The 22,895-nt window shown below is 48.6% G+C and carries 19 protein-coding genes and 1 riboswitch; of the genes, 4 read left to right on the top strand and 15 right to left on the bottom strand.

The genetic code is table 11. The annotated features are described in order from the left end of the window. Positions 1-75: 75 nt before the first annotated feature. From TH63_RS09645 to hppD, 5 genes are all read right to left on the bottom strand, one after another. Complete coding sequence (locus TH63_RS09645) at positions 76-708, bottom strand: hypothetical protein (protein WP_048920766.1); 633 nt, start codon at positions 706-708, stop codon at positions 76-78. 209 nt (positions 709-917) lie between these two features. Beyond that, complete coding sequence (locus TH63_RS09640; protein ID WP_048920765.1) at positions 918-1,319, bottom strand: hypothetical protein; 402 nt, start codon at positions 1,317-1,319, stop codon at positions 918-920. Between the two features lie 102 nt (positions 1,320-1,421). Further along, positions 1,422-2,099 (bottom strand): hypothetical protein, encoded by a 678-nt coding sequence (locus tag TH63_RS09635; protein WP_048920764.1) that lies wholly within the window; start codon positions 2,097-2,099, stop codon positions 1,422-1,424. Between the two features lie 396 nt (positions 2,100-2,495). Next, positions 2,496-4,244 carry a phospho-sugar mutase gene (locus tag TH63_RS09630; RefSeq protein WP_048920763.1) on the bottom strand — a complete coding sequence of 583 codons (1,749 nt, stop codon included), beginning with the start codon at positions 4,242-4,244 and terminating at the stop codon, positions 2,496-2,498. A gap of 101 nt (positions 4,245-4,345) precedes the next feature. Further along, entirely contained in the window at positions 4,346-5,446 is a 1,101-nt protein-coding gene (gene hppD, locus TH63_RS09625; RefSeq protein WP_048922720.1) for a 4-hydroxyphenylpyruvate dioxygenase, read from the bottom strand. Between the two features lie 159 nt (positions 5,447-5,605). Between hppD and TH63_RS09620 the strand changes: the two genes are divergently transcribed. Continuing rightward, the gene (locus TH63_RS09620; RefSeq protein ID WP_048920762.1) at positions 5,606-6,004 is read left to right on the top strand and encodes a hypothetical protein; all 399 of its coding nucleotides are present in this window, start codon (positions 5,606-5,608) and stop codon (positions 6,002-6,004) included. 761 nt (positions 6,005-6,765) lie between these two features. Here the strand turns inward: TH63_RS09620 and trpS are convergent. The 6 genes from trpS to TH63_RS09590 form a co-directional block, all read right to left on the bottom strand. After that, positions 6,766-7,740 carry a tryptophan--tRNA ligase gene (gene trpS, locus TH63_RS09615; protein WP_048920761.1) on the bottom strand — a complete coding sequence of 325 codons (975 nt, stop codon included), beginning with the start codon at positions 7,738-7,740 and terminating at the stop codon, positions 6,766-6,768. 101 nt (positions 7,741-7,841) lie between these two features. Further along, entirely contained in the window at positions 7,842-8,495 is a 654-nt protein-coding gene (locus tag TH63_RS09610) for an alpha/beta fold hydrolase (protein WP_048920760.1), read from the bottom strand. A gap of 28 nt (positions 8,496-8,523) precedes the next feature. Further along, the gene (locus TH63_RS09605; RefSeq protein ID WP_048920759.1) at positions 8,524-9,318 is read right to left on the bottom strand and encodes a queuosine precursor transporter; all 795 of its coding nucleotides are present in this window, start codon (positions 9,316-9,318) and stop codon (positions 8,524-8,526) included. 646 nt (positions 9,319-9,964) lie between these two features. Continuing rightward, the gene (locus TH63_RS09600) at positions 9,965-10,882 is read right to left on the bottom strand and encodes a ribonuclease Z (RefSeq protein ID WP_048920758.1); all 918 of its coding nucleotides are present in this window, start codon (positions 10,880-10,882) and stop codon (positions 9,965-9,967) included. A 21-nt stretch (positions 10,883-10,903) separates the two neighbouring features. After that, positions 10,904-11,281, bottom strand: a complete 378-nt coding sequence (locus tag TH63_RS09595) for an STAS domain-containing protein (RefSeq protein WP_048920757.1) — start codon at positions 11,279-11,281, stop codon at positions 10,904-10,906. Positions 11,282-11,349: 68 nt separating this feature from the next. Next, entirely contained in the window at positions 11,350-12,285 is a 936-nt protein-coding gene (locus TH63_RS09590; RefSeq protein WP_048920756.1) for a phosphoribosylaminoimidazolesuccinocarboxamide synthase, read from the bottom strand. A gap of 350 nt (positions 12,286-12,635) precedes the next feature. Beyond that, a riboswitch (SAM riboswitch) is annotated at positions 12,636-12,748 on the top strand. Positions 12,749-13,015: 267 nt separating this feature from the next. Between TH63_RS09590 and TH63_RS09585 the strand changes: the two genes are divergently transcribed. The 3 genes from TH63_RS09585 to TH63_RS09575 are packed head-to-tail and all read left to right on the top strand — an operon-like array spanning position 13,016 to position 16,646. Continuing rightward, positions 13,016-14,350 (top strand): O-acetylhomoserine aminocarboxypropyltransferase/cysteine synthase family protein, encoded by a 1,335-nt coding sequence (locus TH63_RS09585; RefSeq protein WP_048920755.1) that lies wholly within the window; start codon positions 13,016-13,018, stop codon positions 14,348-14,350. A gap of 8 nt (positions 14,351-14,358) precedes the next feature. Then, on the top strand, positions 14,359-15,414 hold the full coding sequence (gene metX / locus TH63_RS09580; RefSeq protein ID WP_048920754.1) for a homoserine O-acetyltransferase MetX: 1,056 nt from the start codon (positions 14,359-14,361) through the stop codon (positions 15,412-15,414). After that, the gene (locus tag TH63_RS09575) at positions 15,393-16,646 is read left to right on the top strand and encodes a homoserine dehydrogenase (RefSeq protein WP_053093772.1); all 1,254 of its coding nucleotides are present in this window, start codon (positions 15,393-15,395) and stop codon (positions 16,644-16,646) included. The genes metX and TH63_RS09575 overlap by 22 nt, the downstream gene beginning before the upstream one ends. A gap of 427 nt (positions 16,647-17,073) precedes the next feature. On the opposite strand, the gene lysA is transcribed toward TH63_RS09575, so the two are convergent. From lysA to TH63_RS20540, 4 genes are all read right to left on the bottom strand, one after another. Continuing rightward, complete coding sequence (gene lysA / locus TH63_RS09570) at positions 17,074-18,219, bottom strand: diaminopimelate decarboxylase (protein WP_048920753.1); 1,146 nt, start codon at positions 18,217-18,219, stop codon at positions 17,074-17,076. Further along, complete coding sequence (locus TH63_RS09565; RefSeq protein WP_048920752.1) at positions 18,212-19,546, bottom strand: aspartate kinase; 1,335 nt, start codon at positions 19,544-19,546, stop codon at positions 18,212-18,214. Before TH63_RS09565 ends, lysA begins: the two co-directional genes overlap by 8 nt. A 345-nt stretch (positions 19,547-19,891) precedes the next feature. Beyond that, positions 19,892-21,322 (bottom strand): T9SS type A sorting domain-containing protein, encoded by a 1,431-nt coding sequence (locus TH63_RS09560; RefSeq protein ID WP_048920751.1) that lies wholly within the window; start codon positions 21,320-21,322, stop codon positions 19,892-19,894. A gap of 660 nt (positions 21,323-21,982) precedes the next feature. Next, a complete protein-coding gene (locus TH63_RS20540) occupies positions 21,983-22,738 on the bottom strand; it encodes a T9SS type A sorting domain-containing protein (RefSeq protein ID WP_197088666.1) in 756 nt (251 codons plus the stop codon). Positions 22,739-22,895: the final 157 nt, after the last annotated feature.

Raw genomic sequence — 22,895 nt, 5'->3', positions numbered from 1 at the left:
TCAGTTGCGCCTGGTGTTCTTCTTTCTACCTATGACAGAGATTAGAACACCTGTGGCGAAGTTAGTAGGCTTGCTTTAACAAGGGAAATGGTAATAGAACTTTCTTAATAGCCCATCTTTGCCAAATTCCAGAAGGAAGCTCCCGTCTGTTAGTTGCTTGGAAGGCGAGATTCTTATCCAATCTGTAGTTTCTTCTTTGGTTAGTCCTTTCACTGCCTCCGGAAAATGTTTTTCTACTTCCTGCAACGTAGTCCGGTGGTCCAACCGCAGCTTGCCGCTCTGTAGAAACAAAGACTTATCTAAGGTAAAGTCTGCTGACCAAAAAATGAGGCTGTCCTTTAGTTGTTCAAAATGTACCCCTTTCACATAAACATATTTGAATGCGGGTATTTGTTCTGTGCAAAAGTGGCAATTATTACAAATGTTCTTGTAATCTGGCGTAACAGTGCTGTCAGCTTTCCCTAAGACCTTCTCCAGGTCCTTGGTATTTGCATCAAGAGGAAGCAGGTTGTTGATTTTAATGCTGTTCCAGTCAATGTATTCCGTGGCAGTAGTTTGGTGATTAGTAGCAGTAACTTTTCCTGATTCAACAGTTGCCGCTTGCTCTGCAGACTCATGTATAGCAGCTTTTTCTTCTGTTTGTTGTTGAGGAGATTGGCAATTCATTAAACAGAAAGAGGCGACGAGTAGGAGGAGGGGATTTTTCATATAACGTTATTGAAATTTATAATAGATTTTTAGGGTATTTGCTGGTGAATATATTTTGGGGATTATAATAAATAGGAGGTAGGTGATTTTTTTATTATGCAGCTTTGTTCGAATTATTAATTACAAATTATTTTAAGTTATGAGTGAAGTTGGTGATTGTTTGGAACGTCAAATGTATGAGTCTTGCTAGGCCGTTGTCCGTCAAATGCTTATGCAACTTGTTGGGCATTTATTCTATTTTTATTTTTCCAAATGGCAATTCTACCTGCTATCAAGCCAACAATTGCAACAAAAACAGAATTTACCAATACTGCAATAACCCAATAGCCTGTAGTCATCTCATGCTCTAAGCCAATGTTAGCTTGCAGATAAGTTGAAATTGTTAAACCTATAGTTGCATCAAATAACCCCGTTATTACAGAAAACAAAATTCCCTTTTTAAGTTGAGATCTTTTCGTCACTTGGAATGATACTGCTCCATATATCAAATATGAACCTGGCCATAATAAGTTGTAATTGAAATCAAATTGATTGGAAGCAATAGAACCAACTGTGTCGAGAACAACAACTGCTAAAAAGCCAATTAGTAAAGCTTTATACTCATTTCTCATTATCAAGATTTATTTTTGAATGATGCCTAACGGATAGTACATGAGGCGTGCAAGGCCGTCGGCTGCAGCTGGCGGTTACACAATGTTGGCGAGTGCTTTTTTTTATTTAAACTTTTGCAGAAACCTGGTTCTATATTCTTGGTTCTTGCTTCCGCTATATTTGATTACTTTTAATCCTATTTCTCTTGTCACTGTTTCTTTATCCAGTTTTGTGATGAGTAAAGTCCGTATAGGTTTATCTAATTTTGAATAAGCCAAAAATTTGTGATGCCCGTCCATTATGAATTTATTTACTGAACCCAATGAGGTTAAGACCACCAATATCGGTTCTGCTCCCTTTTTTATAATGGTCTCATATTCATTTGCCACTTCCTTCTCGAATACTGCTTGGGTAGCTATAATGTCTTCTATCCCTGCATAAGTGTCGAAATATACATAATTGGAAGAATCTTCATTTAGCTCAACAAGCTCAAGTTCGCTTGATAGGTAATCTATTTTTAAGGAGTACTTTCCTTTATTTAGTTTGCTGATGATATAATGGAACTGCTTGCTAAGCGGTTCGTCCGTCAGGTATCCGAATTTAACAAAGTTTGCGAAGCTTCTATCCTCTATAATATCTGCCTCGTCTATACTTTTAGCTATTTGGTATCTCCAAGTCGAGCCGATTTCCCTTATCCAAGTAAACTGAATAGGAATACCATTCAAGTAAAGAACGGAGTCATACTTATCTCCGAGCAAGGTAATAGGCCCTTCACTTGTTATGTCTATTTGCTCTTCCATTTATTTAAAGTTACCGCCAACTAGCTGCTAAACTTAAACCTCCGCTTATATGCACTATATGCGGAGGTCTCTCTTCCCCTGCCTACCTACTTTTGCAAGACTATAGTTCTCCTAACAAGATAGCATTTTTGGCATGTTTTCCAAAAAACACCTTTAAAAGCAGTAAAAAGACATAAACAGGCCGGCCTGTGCTTCCTGAACCGGTGCAGGCAAAAGAGCTTTTAGCAAAAATAAATTCAACGAAGCCGAATATTACGCGGGTATACACGGTTCTACACGGATAACAACTTCATCCATCTGGCTTTCTGTTTTAAGCCTGTTTTCCCAAAAACGGCCCTAAAACAGAAAGCCCTTTCTGCATCTACAGAAAGGGCTTTCGTGTACAAGATGAATAGCTTACTTCAATTTCAGATCGGCTATAATCCGTTGAATTTTCTCATCCAAGATTTTGCTTACCTTATCAAATTGATCAGCCGATGGCAAGTCTTCGCGCACGCTGAAATAGAATTTGATCTTGGGCTCGGTGCCTGATGGGCGGGCCGAAATCTTAGTACCGTCTTCGGTTAAGAATTGGAGTACGTTGGAGCTTTCTAAACCGGTGGCGCTTTCCTGACCGGTTTGCAGATTCCTCCGGAAGCCGGTTTTGTAGTCAATCAGTTCCACTACGGCAGAACCGGCTACGATTTGTGGTGGGTTCTCACGTAGCTCCTGCATCATTTCCTGAATTTCCTGGGCCCCGCGGTGGCCTTTCTTGGTCAGGGAAATGAGGTCTTCTTTGTAGAAACCAAACTCCTGGTACATCTGCAGCATGAGTTCAAACAGGCTTTTGCCCTGGTCTTTGGCCGCTGCCGTCATCTCGGCAATCATAGCGCAGGCTGAAACGGCGTCTTTGTCACGTACAAAGTCACCTACCAAAAACCCGTAGCTTTCCTCGCCGCCGCAAATGTATTGCGCTTGGCCCTCTTTCTCGCGCATAATGGTGGCAATGTATTTGAAGCCGGTCAGGGTCTCGTAGCAGTCCACCCCGAAGCCTTCGGCAATGCGGTTGATCAGGTCTGTGGTGACAATGGTGCTTACTATATATTCTTTGCCCGTAAGCTTGCCGGCTTTTTTCCAGGCCTGCAGAATATAATAGGTCAGAAGAGCGGCGGTCTGGTTCCCGTTAAGCAGTACCCATTGGCCTTTCAGGTCTTTTACGGCAATGCCCACGCGGTCAGCGTCTGGGTCGGTGGCCAGCACCAGTTCGGCATCCAGTTCTTTTGCTTTTTCCATGGCCAGGTTCATGGCGTCCTTTTCCTCGGGGTTCGGGTAAACAACCGTAGGGAAGTTGCCGTCTGGGGTAGACTGGGCCTCCAGCACGTGCACGTTCTTGAACCCGAAGCGTTCCAGGGCGCGCGGAACCAGCGTAATGCCCGTGCCGTGAATAGGGGTGTAGACAATCTTGAGGTCCTGCTGGCGCTTGATCATCTCAGGGTCTACGCTCAGGGTAGCTACCTTATCCAGATAGGCCTGGTCTACTTCCTCCAGAATGTATTCAATGTTGGCCGGATTGCGCTCAAACTTTACCTGGTCCATGCTGTGGATCTTGTTGACCTCGGCAATGATGTTCTTGTCATGAGGGGCCGTTACCTGACCACCGTCGTTCCAATAGGCTTTGTACCCGTTGTACTCCTTGGGGTTATGCGAGGCAGTCAAGACCACACCGCTCTGGCAGCCCAGGTGCCTGATGGCAAAAGACAGCTCAGGCGTAGGCCGAAGCTCTTTAAAGAAATACACCTTTATACCATTGGCACTGAAAACGTCGGCCACTACGTTGGCAAAAAACGGCGAATTATTGCGACTGTCGTGCGCCACGGCCACGCTAATCGGTTGCCCCGGGAACGATTTTAACAGGTAATTGCTCAGGCCCTGGGTAGCCATGCCCACAGTGTAACGGTTCATGCGGTTACTGCCCACGCCCATAATGCCGCGCAAGCCGCCGGTGCCAAACTCCAGGTCTTTATAGAAAGAATCGGTAAGCGCGTCGTGGTCCTGGCTGTTAACCAGATTCTGCAATTCAGCTTTGGTCTCGGCGTCATAGCCACCGTCTAGCCAGGCGGTTATTTTGCTTTGTACCGCTGGGTCAAGGGTTAAATTATTTTCCATAGTCTTTGGGTTAAGGAGAGATTGAGAGATTGAATGATTGAGAGTATATTTTAATCCTGCTCCTATTCACTCAATCTCTCAATCATTCATTCATTCATTCATTATAAATTTCCCCGCAAGGCTTGTTCCCGTTCTATAGACTCAAACAAGGCTTTAAAGTTGCCTTTCCCGAAGGATTTGGCTCCCTTGCGCTGTATAATTTCATAAAACACGGTAGGGCGGTCTTCCACGGGTTTGGTGAAGATCTGCAGGAGGTAGCCTTCGTTGTCGCGATCTACCAGGATGTTGAGGTCCTGCAGGGGCTGGATGGCTTCGTCTATCTTGCCCACGCGCTGTAGCAGGTCGGCGTAATAAGAGGCGGGCACGCTCAGGAATTCCACCCCTCGGCGCCGCAGCTCACCCACCGTGGCCACAATATCATCAGTAGCGATGGCGATGTGCTGTACGCCGGGGCTGTGGTAATAGTCCAGGTACTCCTCAATCTGCGATTTCTTCTTGCCCTCGGCGGGCTCGTTGATCGGGAATTTCACGTAGCCGTTTCCGTTGCTCATTACCTTGCTCATAAGCGCCGAATACTCCGTGGAGATGTCCTCGTCATCAAAGGTGAGCAACAGTTCAAAGCCCATTACCTTGGCGTAGAAATCAACCCAGGTGTTCATCTCGCCCCAGCCCACGTTGCCTACGCAATGGTCTACGTGCTTCAGGCCCACGGGCGTTACCGGCACCGAACTCTTTTTGGCTTTGTACCCGGGCATAAAGGCGCCGGTGTAATTGGTGCGCTCCACAAAGGTATGGATGGTCTCGCCGTAGGTATAGATGGAGGCTATTTTCACCTCGCCAAACTCATCGGTTAAGGTCTGCGGCTCGCCCGCCGATTTCGCGCCCCGTTTTATGGTTTCTTCATAGGATTTGTATGCATCATCTACCCACAGGGCCATCACTTTCACGCCATCGCCGTGCAGGCGCACGTGCTCAGAGATAGGGGAGTCTGGCAACAAAGAGGTGGTGAGTACAAATCTTACTTTCCCCTGCTGCAACACATAAGAGGCGCGGTCCCGTATACCGGTTTCTGGGCCGGCGTAGGCCACCAGGTCAAACCCGAAGGCCGTCTGGTAGAAATAAGCGCTCTGTTTGGCGTTGCCCACATAGAACTCTACATAATCTGTGCCTTTGAGCGGAAGAAAGTCTGTTTGCTCTGCCATATATTCTTTCTTTTGAGGTGAAACGTCTGTTGCCAGGGGCAATTTCTGTAAAAATAGGGGAATTGCGCTGGAAAGAAAATAAGTATTTGGCGCATGGTTTTGGCCCATCTACTTGGAAATAGCGCAAGATGTTATAAAATTTGTGAAAACTTAGAACGCATGAACATCCAAGAAATAAATACCGCTTTAGTGACCATCATCCAGAAAAAGCAGGAGTTGAGCAAACTCTCCTACAATGATGACCGCTATGATGAGGTGGAAGAAGAACTGCATGACCTGGAAGATGAGTTCAATGATTCTTTTGGGGAATACCTGGAGGAGGTCTTAGGTGACGTGCACCACAAAGTATGCCCTGATACCGACGTGCTCCTGCCGACTGCCTACCTTCCTGAACAACTGAACGGCGACGGCCAGGTAGACGTGACCGGCAAAGAAGGTGTGTGGGTAGAGGCAGACGCTTTCCCCAATAAAGAAGCCCGCCTAGTGCTGGTTCCTAACCCTACCCGCATTATCCTGAGCGTAGGCAAAGGCGTACGCGAGGAAGTTTGGAAAGCCTAGCTTCTAGCGGGCAACCGTAACTATAATTTAAAGATTTAATCGGCTCCTGCACAGGTAATTCCTGGGCAGGAGCCTTTTCTGTTTTGGGACAGTTTTTGGGAAAACAGGCTTAAAATGCAACATTGCCTATTCACCGCAGACTCTCCCTTGAGGATTGCCCGAACGAGAGTTTGATGCAGCAAGCGCAGGTCTGGAGAGGGGTGTTAACCCAGCAGATGTACGCTTAGAGAAACTGTTGGCACAGAATGCCGCTGGACCTGCGGGCGCTGCGAGGTCCACGGGCGGGCGGTATGGCCACCTGATACCGTTGGAGCCAAGGCGGTGCCATTGTCTCTACCATTCCCAATGCATTCCCTCTGTAGAGACCAGGCAGTGCCTTGTCTCCTGCGGTGGAGGGGCAAAACAAATTCCCCACGCCTACCCTGTAGGGACAGGGCTTGACCTGTCCGCACGCATTGCCCTCTCCTTCGTTCCCTTTGAAGGCCCGGGATGACGCACTCCTGCAGATCCACTCCGTTTCCAGCCCCCTTGTTCCAAAAACGGCCTCAAAACGCCAGCAACCTGAAACGAACACCTAAAGAGATACTTGGCTTCGGTGAGAACCGCAGCGGACAGGTCAAGCCCTGTCCCTACAAGAAAAAGAAAGGGAACCTAAGGTTTCCAGGCCACCAAATAAACCAGAAAAGCCGGAGCAGTACTGCCCCGGCTTTTCCTTTTCAAAATAGAATCTTGCTACGTGCTACGCACTACTTGCTACCCCCTTAAAATCCCAACTTCTCCCGTACCCGCTTCAACACCGGTGCCCCTAGGGCACGGGCTTTGGCGGCACCTTCGGCTAGTTTGGCGTCCAGTTCCGGGAGGTTGTTCATGAAATACTGGAAGCGCTCGCGGGGCTCAGCGTATTTGGTAATGATGAGGTCATAAAGGGCTTGTTTGGCATGGCCATACCCGAACCCTCCGGCCAGGTAATTCTGGCGCATTCCCTCAATTTCTGACGGCGAAGCCAGCAAAGAGTAGAGCTTGAAGGTGGTATCGGTGTCAGGGTCTTTGGGGTCATCCAGGCCTTTGCTGTCGGTGACAATGCTCATAACGCGCTTGCGGAGTTCCTTGTCCGGCAGAAAGATATCAATGGTATTGCCGTATGATTTACTCATTTTCTCGCCGTTAATGCCTGGTACGGTCATCACAGATTCGTCTACCGTCGCTTCTGGCAACACAAAGGTCTCGCCGTAAATATGGTTGAAGGAGCTGGCCACGTCACGGGTGATCTCCAGGTGCTGTACCTGGTCCTTTCCTACGGGCACAAACTGGGCATCATATAGCAGAATGTCGGCGGCCATGAGAATAGGGTAGGTGAACAAGCCGGCGTTCACGTCCGCCAGACCTCGGCGCGCCGATTTGTCCTTGAACGAGTGCGCGTTGGCCAGCATAGGGAACGGCGCGAAGCAGCTTAGGTACCAGGTCAGTTCGGTTACCTCCGGCACGTCTGACTGGCGGTAAAAGATGTTTTTATCAGTGTCAAAGTTAAAAGCCAGCCAGGCAGCGGCTACGGCATAGGTATTCATCCGGCGCTCTTCGGCATCGCGTATAGAAGTGAGCGAGTGTAAATCGGCGATGAAGTAAAGCGATTCGTTCTCGGTTTTTTTTGAGAGCTCTATCGCGGGGAGGATAGCACCCAGCAGGTTGCCCAAGTGCGGACGGCCACTGCTTTGGATGCCCGTAAGGATACGTGCCATTTGGTTACTGTAAAGTTCTCTACAAAGTAAACGATTGGCAGGCAAACTGGAAAGACAAACCCGTTTTTAAGCTGTTTTTAGAAAAATAGCCTCAAAACGGCTTAGTCCAGGTACCGGTTCACCAGTTCACTTACTTCCTTGGCCCGGTTCAACACAATGAGGTGCTCGCCCCCTTTGACCAGATGCAGGTGGGGCACCTTAGGAACCGGCAGAAGCTTGTCCCGGTCGCCGTGGATGATGATGGCCTCGGGGGGCGGGGAGGGGCTGTGCCAGGTAAGAATCTGGGTGAGCGACCACCGCAGGGTAGGCACATCAGTGTCCTGGATGATGGACCTGAAAATAGCTTTGTCTTCAGCGGAGTCAACCCCGAACAGCCAGGCCCCCAACCCGGTAAAGCGCTTGGCTATCTCAAACGGAAGCCATTTCTGGACCTTCAGCCAGCCCCAGAACCGGTAATGCAAGGCAATCTGGTTAGTATCTACCAACGTGGAAATAAGGATCAACCGCTTGACGGGTATTTGCCGGGCCAGTTCCTGCGCCACCATGCCCCCGAAACTTAGGCCAATCACGATGGGCGGTTCTTGGCTGGGCTCCATCTGTTGGGTTAGTTTGAGGGCGTACGTCGCCAGGGTGTCCTCAGGGTCTGGGGTAATCCACTTTAAAACGCGGGGGTTGGGGTGATGCAGGTCCAGGAATTGGAACATGCGTTCATCAGCTCCTAAACCGCTGAGTAAGTACAAGGGAGGTTGCGCCATGAGTTGGTTCTACGAGGATGAGGCTGGGCTAGTCTTTGGCAATGAACGTTTCCATGGGTACTTTTTTGTCATCAGCCAGGTAGCGGTCAATAATGGGGTGGGCCAGGTACAGCAGAGGCGTGAGCACCACCGCCATGGTGAACTTGTACAGGTAATTGATCACCGACACCGACAACACCATCTTCAGACTCCAGTCCCCGAACAGGTAGAAGGCAATAAACAGCACCACCACCGTGTCTACCAACTGTGAGACCAGCGTGGAGCCGGTGGCCCGAATCCAGATCTTTTTGCTGCTGGTGATGCCCTTAAGCCAGTGGAACACATGCGCATCCAGCAACTGACCCACCAGAAACGCCACTAAAGAGCCAATGATAATTCCCAGGCCCTGCCGGAACACCTTGTTAAACGCGAAGTCCATGTCAAAGGCCGCCCCGTTAGGTCCCTGGTTGTTGATGTCTTGCCAGAACTGCGCCGGCGGCAAGGCCGTGGCAATGACAATCACCAGAAACGCATATGCAATGAGAATAGCCGTCAAGACACTAATGCGCTTCACCCCGTCCTTCCCGAAGTACTCATTGATGATGTCAGTGGTAATAAACACAATAGGCCAGATGATGACCCCAGCCGTCAGGTTGAAGTCAAAGGTGCTACCCAGAACCGGTACCTGCGCGCCCGGCAACCCAAACACCCCTTCCCCCGAAAATATCTTCACCCCAATCAGTTCGGCCAGCAAGGCATTGGTAAGAAAAATGCCACACAGCACCATGAACAGCTGTCGTTTTTTATCGCCCATGGAGGCGTGGTAGTGGGTAGAAAGCGGCATGCAATAAAATGGATTTATATTTCCTGTAAAGATGGAATAAAGGTGTTAATTATAAAATTTTGGAAGTAAGTGCCTAGTTGGGTGATTTCGTTTTGGGGCTGTTTTGAGGAAAACGGGCTGGAAACATCATTCCTAGTAGAGATTAGGCATTTGCAATCCCACTTCAAAAGGGGATAGAAATGCCTTCACTCCTGTGTAAACACCCCTCTGCGCTCCCCTTAAGGGGAGAGTCTGCGTTGAAGAAGCGGGATAGCGTTTTGGGCCTGTTTTCTGGAAAACGGCCTCAAAACGCGAATCTTAAAACACATTCCTCAAACGCATTCCCTCGATTCCAGTCTTTACCTCGAGCGCCTCGCTTGTGGCCCTGAAGTAGCTTTACTAAGGGCAGAAGGCAAAGAGGCCGCAAGGGCAGTGCGAGGGGGAAAGACGGGGCCCCGCGGCCGTGAGCGCTCGGAGGGTGAAGATGAAATAACCTAGCATAAGTACTTAGGCAAGAACAGAAACCACGCTAGCTAAAGCAGAATTGCATTCCCAAAAACTCAAAAGCAAAAGCAGTTACTACGCCAGCAATGGCAGAAAAGTAATGTAGGGCTCAGGAAGCAGCAGAAGGTAATCCAAGGCAAAAGCTAATTAAAGGAATGCCTTTCTACTCCAACACACTAACCGTTTTCCCTTCTGTAGCCAAATTGGTATTAGGGAAAATAGCCTGGGCCTCTTCCAGCAGCGGGGAAAGTTCTTTGTAGCGGGCGGAGAAGTGACCGATGAGAAGGCGCTTGACCTGGGCCTTTTGGGCTAAGGAAGCGGCCTGGGCGGCGGTGCTGTGGAAGGTATGTTCTGCGCGGTGGGCCATGTCACTCAAAAACGTAGCCTCATGGTAGAGCAGGTCCACGCCTTGTATGTAGGGCAGAATGTCTTCTTTGTACTTGGTGTCTGAGCAGTAGGCGTAACTGCGGCTGCGCTTGGGGTGGGTAGTCACGACTTCGTTGCGCACCAGAATATCGCCCTGCTCGTTGCGTATGTCCTCGCCCCATTTCAGGCGGACCAGTTGGGGTGGAGTCAGGAATTCAGGGAGTTTTCCTTTGAGCAGGTGGCGGGGTTTCTCTTTCTCTTTGAACAAATACCCGCAGCAGGGCACGCGGTGCTGCATGGGCAGCGAGTGCACCGTCATGAATTTGTCTTCAAAGATCTTCCGGCAAACGGTGGTGTCTACCTCCACAAAATTAATGGGGTAGGGGAGTTGGGTGCCGCCGTACTTAAACTGGAGAGAAAGGATGTCAGCCAGGCCTTTGGGGCCGTAAAGGTTGATGGGGGCCGTGCGCTGTTGCAGGTGCATGGTGGACAGCAGGCCCACCAATCCAAAATAATGGTCACCGTGGAGGTGACTTATAAAGATGTTACAAATGCGCTGATGCTTTACCTTGTATCGCATCAGCTGCATTTGTGTACCTTCGCCGCAATCTATCAGATTGATCTGGTTACCAACCGTGAGAATCTGGGCGGTATGATGACGTTCAAAGGAAGGGGTGGCAGAGGAGCTACCAAGTATTTTCAGCTCGAAGTCCAAACTGCTGTTTCCTCAGATTGACTATTCTTCTTTTTTGGTAAGATCGCTCTCAATTTCGTGCAGGAACACACGGTCAATACCTTCTTCTACGGTAGGTAAAATATTCAACACAGACTCCAGTTTAGAGATGGTGATCAGTTTAGTCACGTGCTCCTGAAGGCCAGTTAAAATCAATACGCCTCCAGAAGAGTTGCAAAGACGGTTGGCTATCAAAATAGAGGAAAGCCCGGAAGAATCAGTATATTTTACGTTTGATAGATCCAAGATCAGGTTGGTGATACCTTCTGCATTCAATTTAACAAACTCAGACTTCAGATCAGGAGCGATCGTGGTGTCCAGTTTCTTTTCATCTATAGTGATGATGGTATAGTTCTCTTTTTTATCTATTGTGTACTTCATAAGTAACAGCAAAAAGGTTTAGACTGCGAATCTACCAATTTTTGGTGGAATATCTGTAACAAAGTATGTTAAAAAATGTTTGCGGCAATGCTTTCCTGGAGGCTATGTGGCTGACTGGCGTAATCTTGCGGAATAAATTTCTCGCCTAGTAATTGCTCATATAATTCAATATACCGCTGCGAAATCTCGGTGACCTTGGCATCTGTCATTTCCGGTACCTGTTGCCCCTCTTTGCCCTGAAACCCGTTTTCTATGAGCCATTGACGCACAAACTCCTTGGATAGTTGGCGTTGCGGCTGGCCGGCGTCCTGCCGCGCCTGATAGCCCTCGGCGTAAAAGAACCTGGAGGAGTCGGGCGTATGGATTTCATCAATCACATAAATTTTGCCATCGGCTTTGCCGAACTCGTATTTGGTGTCCACCAGGATCAAACCCCGGGCGGCGGCCAGTTCGGTGCCCCGCTTGAAAAGGGCTCTTGTGTAAGCCTCTATCTGCAGGTAATCTTGCTCAGATACTATTCCCTGGCGCAGAATCTCCTCCCGTGAAATATCCTCGTCATGGCCTTCTGCCGCTTTGGTGGTAGGGGTGATGATAGGCTCCGGGAAGGGGTCGTTTTCCTTTAATCCTTCTGGCATCGTTACCCCGCAAAGGGTGCGTTTGCCGGCACTGTACTCGCGCCAGGCATGGCCTGCCAGGTAGCCCCTGATCACCATCTCCACTTTGAACGTATCGCACTGCTTGCCTATGGTCACGTTAGGCGCCGGATGGCTGATGACCCAGTTTGGCACCACATCGGCGGTGGCTTTCAGGAAAGAAGCCGCTATCTGGTTCAATACCTGTCCTTTATAGGGGATGGCCCGTGGCAGCACCACGTCAAACGCTGAGATGCGGTCGGTGGCCACCATGGCCAACTTGTCTTTGAAATAATAAACGTCGCGGACTTTGCCCCGGTAAAACCCGGTCTGGTTGGGGAAATGGAAGTTGGTTTCTTTTAATGCTTGCATAAGAAAGGACTAACAGCGGCAAAGTTAGGAAAGGATAGATAAGGGGCAAGGAAGGATCAAAACTGTTTCTTCTTTGTGCCCCAGGGTAGGCCAGAAACGATAGGCTCCGGGCCGGTTTACCTATTTCTAAAAACCTAGAACATCCATTTAAGCAGAGAGGGTGACTGATGGTGCAAAGGAGGGTTGTTGTGAAGTTGCTAATGAATGTTAGGTAGCGATATGACATTGGCAACGGTAGAAAGCAGGTGTTGCGGGCTTGGCAAAAATAATTTGTTAATTTTTTTAAAATAGTTTGGAAATAATGTTTTGGGGCCTACATTTGCAATATCAAGTCAATTATCAAGGTAGTTGATTTATAAAGAAGAGTGGAGAGACAGGCTCTGAGAAGCTCTAGCAACCTACCAACCGTGTAAGGTGCTAATTCCTGAACCCAATGGACATATTGCCTTGGGGAATATAAATTGATACGAAGATGGAAAATCAAGCAAAAGCCACTTCTTACAATGCAGGGTCACGCCAAACGGCGTTGGTAACAGGTAGTACAATTCATTTCTCTATTAGCACAACAAGCATGCGAATGTGTAGCATGCGGGGCTGTTGTTGTCGCTTCTAATCCACCTTTTCCTGTTTTCCAGGGTCTGACGTGCCGCGGCAGGGTTGTTCCTGCTATTCGTTAGTTTTCCCGGAGTCTTGTTTTTGTTCAATTTTTCAATTGTAACCAGCCATTACTATGTCTTCTCCTTATCGTTTTGAAACCCTTCAGCTGCATGCTGGCCAAGAAATAGATCCTACTACCCGCTCCCGCGCGGTTCCTATTTACCAGACTACTTCTTATGTGTTTGAGAGTGCCGAACACGGCGCCAACCTGTTTGCCTTAAAGCAGTTCGGGAACATTTATACCCGCATCATGAACCCCACCACCGATGTGTTTGAAAAGCGCATTGCTGCCCTGGAAGGCGGAGTAGCGGCCGTAGCCGTGGGTTCAGGCCAGGCGGCGCAATTCATCGCGCTAAACAACATCCTGCAGGCCGGCGACAATTTTGTGGCCTCCAGCAATCTGTATGGCGGTTCTTACAACCAATTTAAAGTAGCGTTTAAACGGCTGGGCATTGAAGTGCGGTTCGCCAAGAATGAAGAGCCTGCTACTTATGCTGCCTTAATTGACGAGAACACCAAGGCGCTTTACCTGGAGACTATTGGCAACCCGCGCTTCAGTATCCCAGATTTTGAATCCATCGCCGCTGTGGCGGCCGGGCACAACCTGCCGTTGGTAGTGGACAATACCTTTGGGGCGGGCGGCTATCTTTTCCAGCCTTTAAAACATGGCGCCAACGTGGTAGTAGCCTCTGCCACCAAATGGATTGGCGGACACGGCACCACCGTGGGCGGCGTGATTGTAGATGGCGGTAACTTTAACTGGGGCAACGGAAAGTTTCCGCAATTCAGTGAGCCATCTGAAGGGTACCATGGTCTTAATTTCTGGGAAGTGTTCGGAGCCAATGGGCCGTTCGGCAACATCGCCTTCGCCATCAGGGCCAGGGTAGAAGGGTTAAGGGATTTCGGTCCATCGTTAAGTCCATTCAATTCTTTCCAATTATTGCAAGGGCTTGAGACGCTTTCACTTCGGGTTGACCGCACGGTAGAGAACGCCTTGGCTTTGGCCCAGTGGCTGGAGAAACACCCATTAGTGGAAAGCGTGAATTACCCCGGCCTTTCCTCCAGCCCGTACCATCTTCTGGCCCAAAAATACCTGAAACGTGGTTTTGGTGGGGTTTTGAGCTTTAACCTGAAGGGCGGAAAAGAAGAAGCCGAGGCGTTTGTGAACAGCCTGGAACTAGTAAGCCACCTGGCCAACGTAGGTGATGCTAAAACGCTCATTATCCACCCGGCCTCCACCACCCACCAGCAATTGGACGAGGAAGAGCAGTTGTCTGCCGGGGTAAACCCCACCTTGCTGCGGGTGTCTGCGGGCATTGAGCACATTGAAGATATCAAGGCAGATATTGAACAGGCGTTTGCCAAAGTAAGGGTGCGTGACACCCAATTAGAGGCCTCTTTAAACTAGTAGTTGCCATGTTATCAGGACGCGTTTTTACTTATACAGATGAGTTTCTTTTGGAGTCCGGGCGATCATTGCCTGGCTTCCAACTCTTTTACACCACCTGGGGCACCTTGAACGAAGACCGTAGCAACGTGATCTGGGTGTGCCATGCCTTTACCGGCAACGCCTTTGTGAAAGACTGGTGGGAAGGCCTCTTTGGCGAAGGCAAAACCTTTGATCCTACCAACCATTTCATTGTTTGCGCCAACTCTTTGGGCAGTTGCTACGGGTCCACTGGTCCCTTGAGCCTCAACCCAGATACGGGTAAGCCTTATTACCACGCGTTCCCAACGCTTTCCGTTCTGGATGCCGTGAAAGCTTTTGACTTGTTGCGTCAGGAACTGGGTATTGAGCAGATTGACGTGTTGGTTGGCGGTTCACTGGGCGGACAGCAAGCCTTGGAGTGGGCCATTGAAAACCCAGAGGTAACCAGGCGCCTGGTGCAGGTGGCGGCCAATTCCCGCCAAACCCCTTGGGCCATCGCTTTCCATGAAACCCAGCGCATGGCCATTGAACAAGATGTGACCTGGCAGTTAGATACTGATGACGCCGGTTTGCAGGGCATGCGGACCGCGCGGGCCATTGCCTTGCTGTCTTACCGTACCTACAAGTCATATAACCAGTCCCAGCGTGATTCCTCTGGTGACCGGAAGCGCCATTACCGCGCCTCAACTTATCAGCAATACCAGGGCGAGAAGCTGGCACAGCGGTTTAATGCCTTTTCTTACTGGCAATTGACCAAGATGATGGATAACCATCACGTGGGCCGCAACCGCGGAGGCCTGGAAGAGGCGCTGCGCCGGGTGCAGGCCGAGACCCTGGTGATTGGCGTGGATACAGATGTGTTGTTCCCCGTGAACGAGCAGCGGTTTGTGGCCCGCCACATTTCAAACGCCACTCTACAGATCATTAACTCAGAAGCCGGTCATGATGGCTTTTTACTGGAGACGGCCCAAATAAGCCGTGCCCTGGATACTTTTTTACAGAAAAAACAACCCCGAAAAACATGGATTCCCACCGTCTTCTAACTATTGGCTTGTTTGGGTTTGGCTGCGTAGGCCAGGGACTATATGACATATTGGCCCGCGAAGAATCTCTGCCCTACAAAGTAGCGCGCATTTGCGTGAAAGACCCCAACAAATTGCGGCCGCTTCCCCCGGAAAACTTCACCTATGACTGGCTGGAAGTAGTGCAGGACGAGCATCTGGATATTCTGGTGGAGGCCATTAGTGATGCCAATGAAGCCTATGCCATTGTTTCTGAAGCCTTGCGCAGAGGGAAGAAAGTGGTTACAGCGAATAAAAAACTGGTGGCCTATCATTTGCCTGAACTTTTGGCTTTGCAGGAAGAGTTTGGCGGCACGCTTTTGTATGAGTCCGCGGTGGCCGGGGGCATTCCAATTATTAGAACGGTAGAAGAGTATTTTTCAAATGAGCCGGTGGCCCGGGTGCATGGCATTCTCAACGGTTCGTCTAATTACATCCTCAGCCAGATCTTCAAAAACCAAAAGGCTTACAGCGAGGCTCTGAAAGAGGCCCAGGACAAAGGCTTCGCCGAGCTGGACCCTTGGCTGGATGTGGCCGGCGCCGATTCCCGGCACAAACTCTGCATCTTGGCGGCCCATGCCTTCGGCCGCACGCTGGCCCCGGAAGAGGTGGCTTTCTTCGGGATTGATTTCCTGGGCCACCAGGACTGGGAGTTTGCCAAACAACATGACGCCGTGATAAAACTGGTGGCCTCTGTGCACGAGACCGCAGACGGGGAGTTGGTGCCCTTGGTGTTGCCTAGCCTGGTAAGGGCCTCAGATGATTTATATGGCGTGGAGCAGGAATTCAATGGCGTGGTAGTGGAAGGCGGCTACTCCGGAACGCAACTGTTTAAAGGCAGAGGCGCCGGCGGGCACCCCACCGGGTCTGCCGTGCTTTCAGACATTGAATCCATCAGCCGCGGGTACCGCTACGGGTATAAGAAACTGCAACGGCATAAAAACGCTGCCGCCCTGGCTTTAGACTATGAACTGGAGGTATACCTGCGTTGCCCCGAGCCAGACCTGGTAGTGGCCCTTGGCCTTTCCAACCTGCAGACGGTGCAACGCGAGGCAGATGCCTTCAGCCTGATTGGTACCGTAACGCTAGGTAACCTCATTAAATCTCAGGAGCAGATCAGACAAGCAGGTGCTTATATCATGGCCCTTTCCTCAGGATTTGAAGAAGTGAAGGAGGTTCGGGAAAAAGAATCAGTGGCTTGGTCAAACGCCTAAGCTTTTAATCCCCTAATAAGGTTGTAAAATATGGGAGTTACATTAAATCCTCTTAAAAAGTAGAAAGTAGTTTGTTCATTTTAGTTCGTTTAATTACCAAAAGCCCAGCTAGAAAGCTGGGCTTTTCGTTTGGGCAAAGTCTGTTTCCTGGTTTAGGGCAAGGGTGTTCGTCTCCAAACGATACCTGGTTCTAAAACTGTTTCGGGCCTGTTTTCTGGAAAACAGGCCCGAAACGCCAGCAATATTCCAATAGGATAAAGCTCTATTCTCCCAATAGTTATCTCCTCTCAGCAAATTACTTTTAATGCCCACTCCGAAATGAACCCATGGGAAAGGCATAAAGCAAAAAATCTGTTTTAGGGCCGTTTTATGAAAAACGGCCCTAAAACAGATTTTAAAAAGTAGACTTGAGTATAATACCCTAGACTTATGATAAATAAATAGCTTTCACCTTATCCCGTAGGTTGTATTCTGAAACCATCACTTCCCCGTACGCACCGGCAGTCCGGATGGCAACCAGGTCTCCTCGTTTGGTTTCGGGCAGGATATAACCCTTGGCGAAACAGTCCGTTGACTCGCAGATGGGACCTACCACGTCATAGGTTTTCTCTGGCAAATCGCTGCTGAGGTTTTCTATTTTATGGTACGCCTGGTACAAGGCGGGGCGCATAAGTTCAGTCATACCCGCATCCAGTATCACGAAGTTGGTTTTCTGACCGTGTTTCAGGTACAGTACTTTGGAGATGAGGTTTCCGCTGGGGGCCACCAAGGCTCTTCCTAGCTCAAAATGAACCTGCTGTCCAGGGCGTTTCTCCAGTAACAGATCAAAGATCTTGAAATAGGCCGCAAAGTCCGCAATAGGGTTCTCCTCTGGGGCGCGGTAATCCACGCCCAGTCCGCCGCCTACGTTCAGGTGCGGGAATACCAAACCGCGGTCCTCAAACCAGCGCTGGATTTCATTCACCCGCACGCACAGGTTTTCAAAGGCCCGCAAGTCAGTGATTTGGGAGCCAATATGGAAGTGCAACCCAATCAATCTAAGGTTAGGCCATTCCGCGAAGCGGAGCACCAGTCCTTCCAGTTCCCATACATTAATCCCGAACTTGTTTTCCTCCAGGCCGGTGGTAATGTATTTGTGGGTGTAGGCGTCTACGTTTGGGTTTATGCGAAGCGCCACCTGGGCTGTTTTTCCCTGGGTGGCCGCCAGTTCCTGAATCACCTCCAACTCCTGCACAGATTCACAGTTGAAGCAGAATATGTTGGACTGCAGGGCGAAGTTGATTTCAGCGTCAGATTTCCCTACGCCGGCAAAGACCACTTGCTCCGGGCCAAAACCGGCTTCCAGCGCCCGGCGCACTTCATTCCCGCTTACGCAATCAGCCCCGAACCCTCTTTCAAGCACCTCGGCCAGAATAGGGGCGTTGGCGTTGGCCTTAAGGGCGTAGTGCACGTGGTATCCGTATTTGCTGGCCTCGGCGCGCGCCAAATCTAAGGTCTGGCGCAGTAAACCAAGATCATAGGCATAGAAAGGGGTGGTGTGTTGCTCAAATACCGAAAGTTGCTCCTTAAGCATTGGCCTCCTCTCTTTCCTGGAAAACGCCTTCATTGATGGAAATCAAAGCTTCTTCTTTAAATTTTGTGTTCACCAGAAAGCTAATGTTGTTTTTGCTTCCGCCGTAAGAGATCATGCGCAACGGAATCTGGGCCAACGACTGCACCACCCGCAGGGCGGCTCCTGGTTTGTCTTCCATAAAGTCACCCACCACGCAGACAATGGTCAGGCCCGAGTCAATCTCTACTGTGCCAAAACGCTGCAGGGCCTCGGTGATCTCGGGCAGGTATTTGTCATTGTCAATGGTAAGGGAGACGGCCACCTCAGAAGTGGTGATCATGTCAATAGGCGTTTTAAAGCGTTCAAACACCTCAAAAACACTGCGCAGGAAACCATAGGCCAGCAACATGCGGCTGGATTTGATCTTAATGGCAATGATGCCGTCTTTGGCCGCCACTGCTTTTATCTTGCTACCCGATTTTTTAGACGAGATGGTGGTGCCGGTGGCTTCAGGCTGCATGGTATTCAGTAACCTAACCGGAATATTGCCCTGCTGGGCAGGCAAGATACTGGAAGGGTGCAGAATCTTCGCCCCGAAATACGCCAGCTCAGCTGCTTCGTCAAAAGACAGTTCGGCAATGGGGTAGGTGTTTTTCACCACCCGCGGGTCATTGTTGTGCATGCCGTCAATATCGGTCCAGATCTGGATCTCAGACGCCTTCACCGCTGCCCCAATGATAGAGGCCGAGTAATCGCTTCCGCCCCGCTTCAGGTTGTCTATCTCGTTTTTGGCGTTGCGGCAGATGTACCCTTGCGTAATAAAGAGCTGATTGTCTGGGTACTGGGCCAGCAACTGGTTCAGGTGTTCTCTAATGTAAGCCTGGTCTGGTTCCTCGTCTGGCGTAATGCGCATGAATTCCAGCGCCGGCAATAACACAGATTTGATGCCCTTCTCTTCCTGAAAAATCTGGAAAAGCTGGGTGGACAACAACTCGCCCTGAGCCAGAATGATTTTTTCGGTTACCCCGGAATACGGAAGGTCCAGTCGTGCTCTTATGTCTTGGAAAACGGTAGCCAAAACCTGTTTGCCTTTTTCAATGGAGGTTTCCTGTTTATATAGTTGGGCAACTACCTGTTTATAGTGCTGCTCCAGTTGGTTTATGAGAGATTCAGCCTGGTCAGTGTTTCCCTGCGCCAGCTCCTGCCCAATGTGCACCAGGTGGTTGGTGGTGCCTGACATGGCAGACAGCACTACAATAACCGGTTCCTGGGTTGGAAGTAGTTGTGAGACAGCACCCATCCGCTCCGCAGAGCCTACGGAGGTGCCCCCAAATTTCATGATTTTCATAGTAACGAAATAATTCCTGCAAATTTACTAAATGAATGCGTAGGTACCTGAAAAAATCTATCCCAAACACTGTAAAAATTTACATTAGTTAAGCAGGGGCGAGGGGTTGCTAAGTACCTGAACTGGAAGGCTTTTAAACAGACGGATTTGCTTTCAATTCTATTGTCTCATCTTTTCAGGCGAAAGATTAAATGGCAATAGTAGGAGCAAAAGGTATAGAAGTACCCATAAAAAGAAACCCGGGGCTACTGTAGCTTAGCTACAGTAGCCCCGGGTTTAACAAAGGGTCTATGTAAATTAATGAAATGCTAACTCAGGGGTCTCTGTATACCTGGGTAAATTATGTTATTGAATTTTCATTACGCGCTGTGACACGCGCAGGTCGGTGCCGGTAACAGACAGAATGTAAACGCCTTGAGGAAGTGTCGCAGTGCTAATTTCCAACTGGGAGGTGCCTGTGGCTAAAGCCACTTTTTCCGTGTGGAAAACCTTCCCTTGCATGTTTCTAAGCTCTACGACTGCCTCGGTGGCGGCAGGGGACTGAACACTGTAGGCCAGTTGCTGCTGGAAGGGATTACGCCCAACCTGCAAAGCCGCCGCCGCATTCAATTTTCCTAAGGTGTGGGCAATGACTTTGGATAGTTCTGATTTGCCGTCAAAATCTACTTGTTTTAAGCGGTAATAAGAGGTTCCTGCATTGGCAGAAGGATCTGTAAAAGTATAGCTTCTTTGTACGTTGCTTGTGCCACTGCCCTTCACCTGCCCGATGGCATGGAAAGCCTTGCCATCTGAACTGCGCTCCACAAGGAAATAATCGTTGTCCTTTTCAGAAGCAGTGGTCCAGGTAAGATCTACTTTGCCGTCTTTGTTTTTGGAATTGAAAGAGGTGAGCGTAACGGGAAGTGGGACAGCATCTTCTCCATAAGGAGTTACTACCAGGTTGTCTATGGTTAAAATATCTTTTTTACCGGCATTCTGGGTGCCAGCAAGATCTGCCCATCTGATCATTATTTCTTGGCCGGGCAAAACTGCTAAGGCTACAAAAGGCGAATTTGCCAGTGAACCAATAGTTACGGTAATATCTTTGAAAACCACATTCCCATTCACGGGTGTTAGATCTGCATTACTGGCATTATTCACATTATCTTGAGGAGCAACCATTAGAGTAGAACCACCAACGTTTGTCCAGGTGCCCGCTTTTAAATCGGTTATAGGAGTACTAGATACCTGGTAGTCAAGTAGTAGGTTACTTTGTAAATCGGCGTCTAGCCACTGTTCCAATCTAAAATTCAACTCAATAAAAGTGATGATTTTAGAAGAGGTGTTTTTGAATCTTACCCCATAAAAAATATCACCGGTTTCAGCATTGGCGTTTTCTTGGGCTGTATAACTACCCAAGGACAGCTCACCCGGTGACCCCATCCCTACTATGCCATTCCCTATTGTGTATTTTTTGTTTTTAAATTCATACACTGGGTTAGAAGAAGAGGAGTATTGAAGAGGAGTGGTTGTTGTATTCATTGCCGCATACCAACCTCTTACATAGGTATCGTTTATCCAAGCAACGGAGTTATTATAAACTACTGGACTACCATTATTAGAACCATCCATCACCATAAAGGGAGCAGTGGCAGGCAACCCATCAAAGTTCTGGGTATACTTGGTACCCAGGCTTATTTGGGCAGTACTCTTAAAACTTAAATAGGTTGTAAAGAAAATAATAAAAAATAGGATTTTTGAAAAAATTGCTAACGAGTTGGTAGCTGTTAATTTCATAATTTAAATTTTTAGTGAAAAAATTAGACGTTATAGTCGTTTAAATACAAGACGGTGGAGCCTATACCTTATCAGGTATTTTTTTCTAGGTATTTATTCTGAACTCAGATTAAATACGTAATAACGCCATGAAATTATTTTAAAATAACAAGAAAAACAAAATATAAGAGGATGTATATAATTTTAAATATAAATTTAACAATATTACTGTTTTAGCTAGTTTACCAAAAATTGGTTTTAAAGCGATAGAACATATTTTCAAACTTCGATCATTAGATAAAAACAAGAAAAAATTATTTTAAAAAAATAATCTAAAAAGGGGCCTTAGGCAAAAAAAAGGAAAGGTTAGACTACAGGATCTGGCAATTGCTTGACTATCAAGGTGACTTTAGAAGAGTGAGAGTATTTTTTGGAGTAACGTCTGGCAATGGTATCACGTGACCTAAATCAATCACAACCTTGGTACCCGCAAGAAGAAAGCGTGGAATAGTCTAAATGCTCCGCTGGGTAGATTCTATGAATTTAAGAAAGCCGGACGGCCTAGTGCCTAAAAGTAAAGACCTCAATTTGCCTACTTTATAAGGTAGGTAAATTGAGGTCTTATGAAGAGCGGTAAGCGTTTATAAAGGGATTTTGGGAAAGGTGAGCGAACGATTAAAGTTAATTTACTTTCATTACCCGTTGTGACAGGTGTACGTCTGAACCGGTGACGGACAGGATATACAATCCTTGCGGTAGAGAAGAGGTGGCTATCTCCAAGGGGGAACTGCCCGCGGCCAGGCTCACTTTCTCTTGGTGGTAGACGGTACCCTGCATGTTCCTTAGTTCTACTACCGCCTCTGTTTCAGTAACGGTATTCACCGTGAAGGCCAACTGCTGCTGGAAGGGGTTAGGTCCCACCAGCAATGCGGCGGCGGCGGCGACTGACTTGCCTAGGGTGTGGGCAATAACCTTGGTCAACTCTGACTTACCGTCAAAGTCCACCTGCTTTAAGCGATAGTAAGAGGTGCCCGCCATAGCGGAGGCATCTGTGAAAGTGTAGCTTTGCTGTATGCTGCTGGTGCCGTGGCCTTTCACCTGCCCGATGGCATGGAAAGCCTTGCCGTCTGAGCTGCGCTCCACCTGGAAAAAGTCGTTGTCTTTCTCAGAAGCGGTGGTCCAGTTTAATTCCACTTTGCCATCTTTGTTTTTGGAAGTGAAAGAGGTGAGCGTAACCGGAAGCGGAGTAGCAACTGTGGCAAAAGCAGATACTGTTAAGTTATCAATGGCCAAGATGTCTTTTCTGCCAGCATTGTTGCCACTATCAAAGTCTACCCACCTGATCATGAATTCATATCCTGGGGGTATGCTTAGCGCAGGAGTGCCTACTCCACCCAAAGAAACGACGATTGCACGTCTGACTTCGTTACCATTCAAGGGGGTTAAAGAGTTGTTATTCGAAGTTGATACATTGTCCTGAGGAGCCCGCAACAAGGTAGAATCACCCACGGCTACCCAGGTTCCTGATAATATATTCGTGAGAGTTGTATTTGAGGAGGGTGCCACCTGGTATTGTAACTGTATCCAGTTGTTT

It is taken from the genome of Rufibacter radiotolerans, from assembly GCF_001078055.1.
Classification (GTDB): Bacteria; Bacteroidota; Bacteroidia; order Cytophagales; family Hymenobacteraceae; genus Nibribacter; species Nibribacter radiotolerans.
This window is presented reverse-complemented; position numbering and strand designations above follow the sequence as displayed.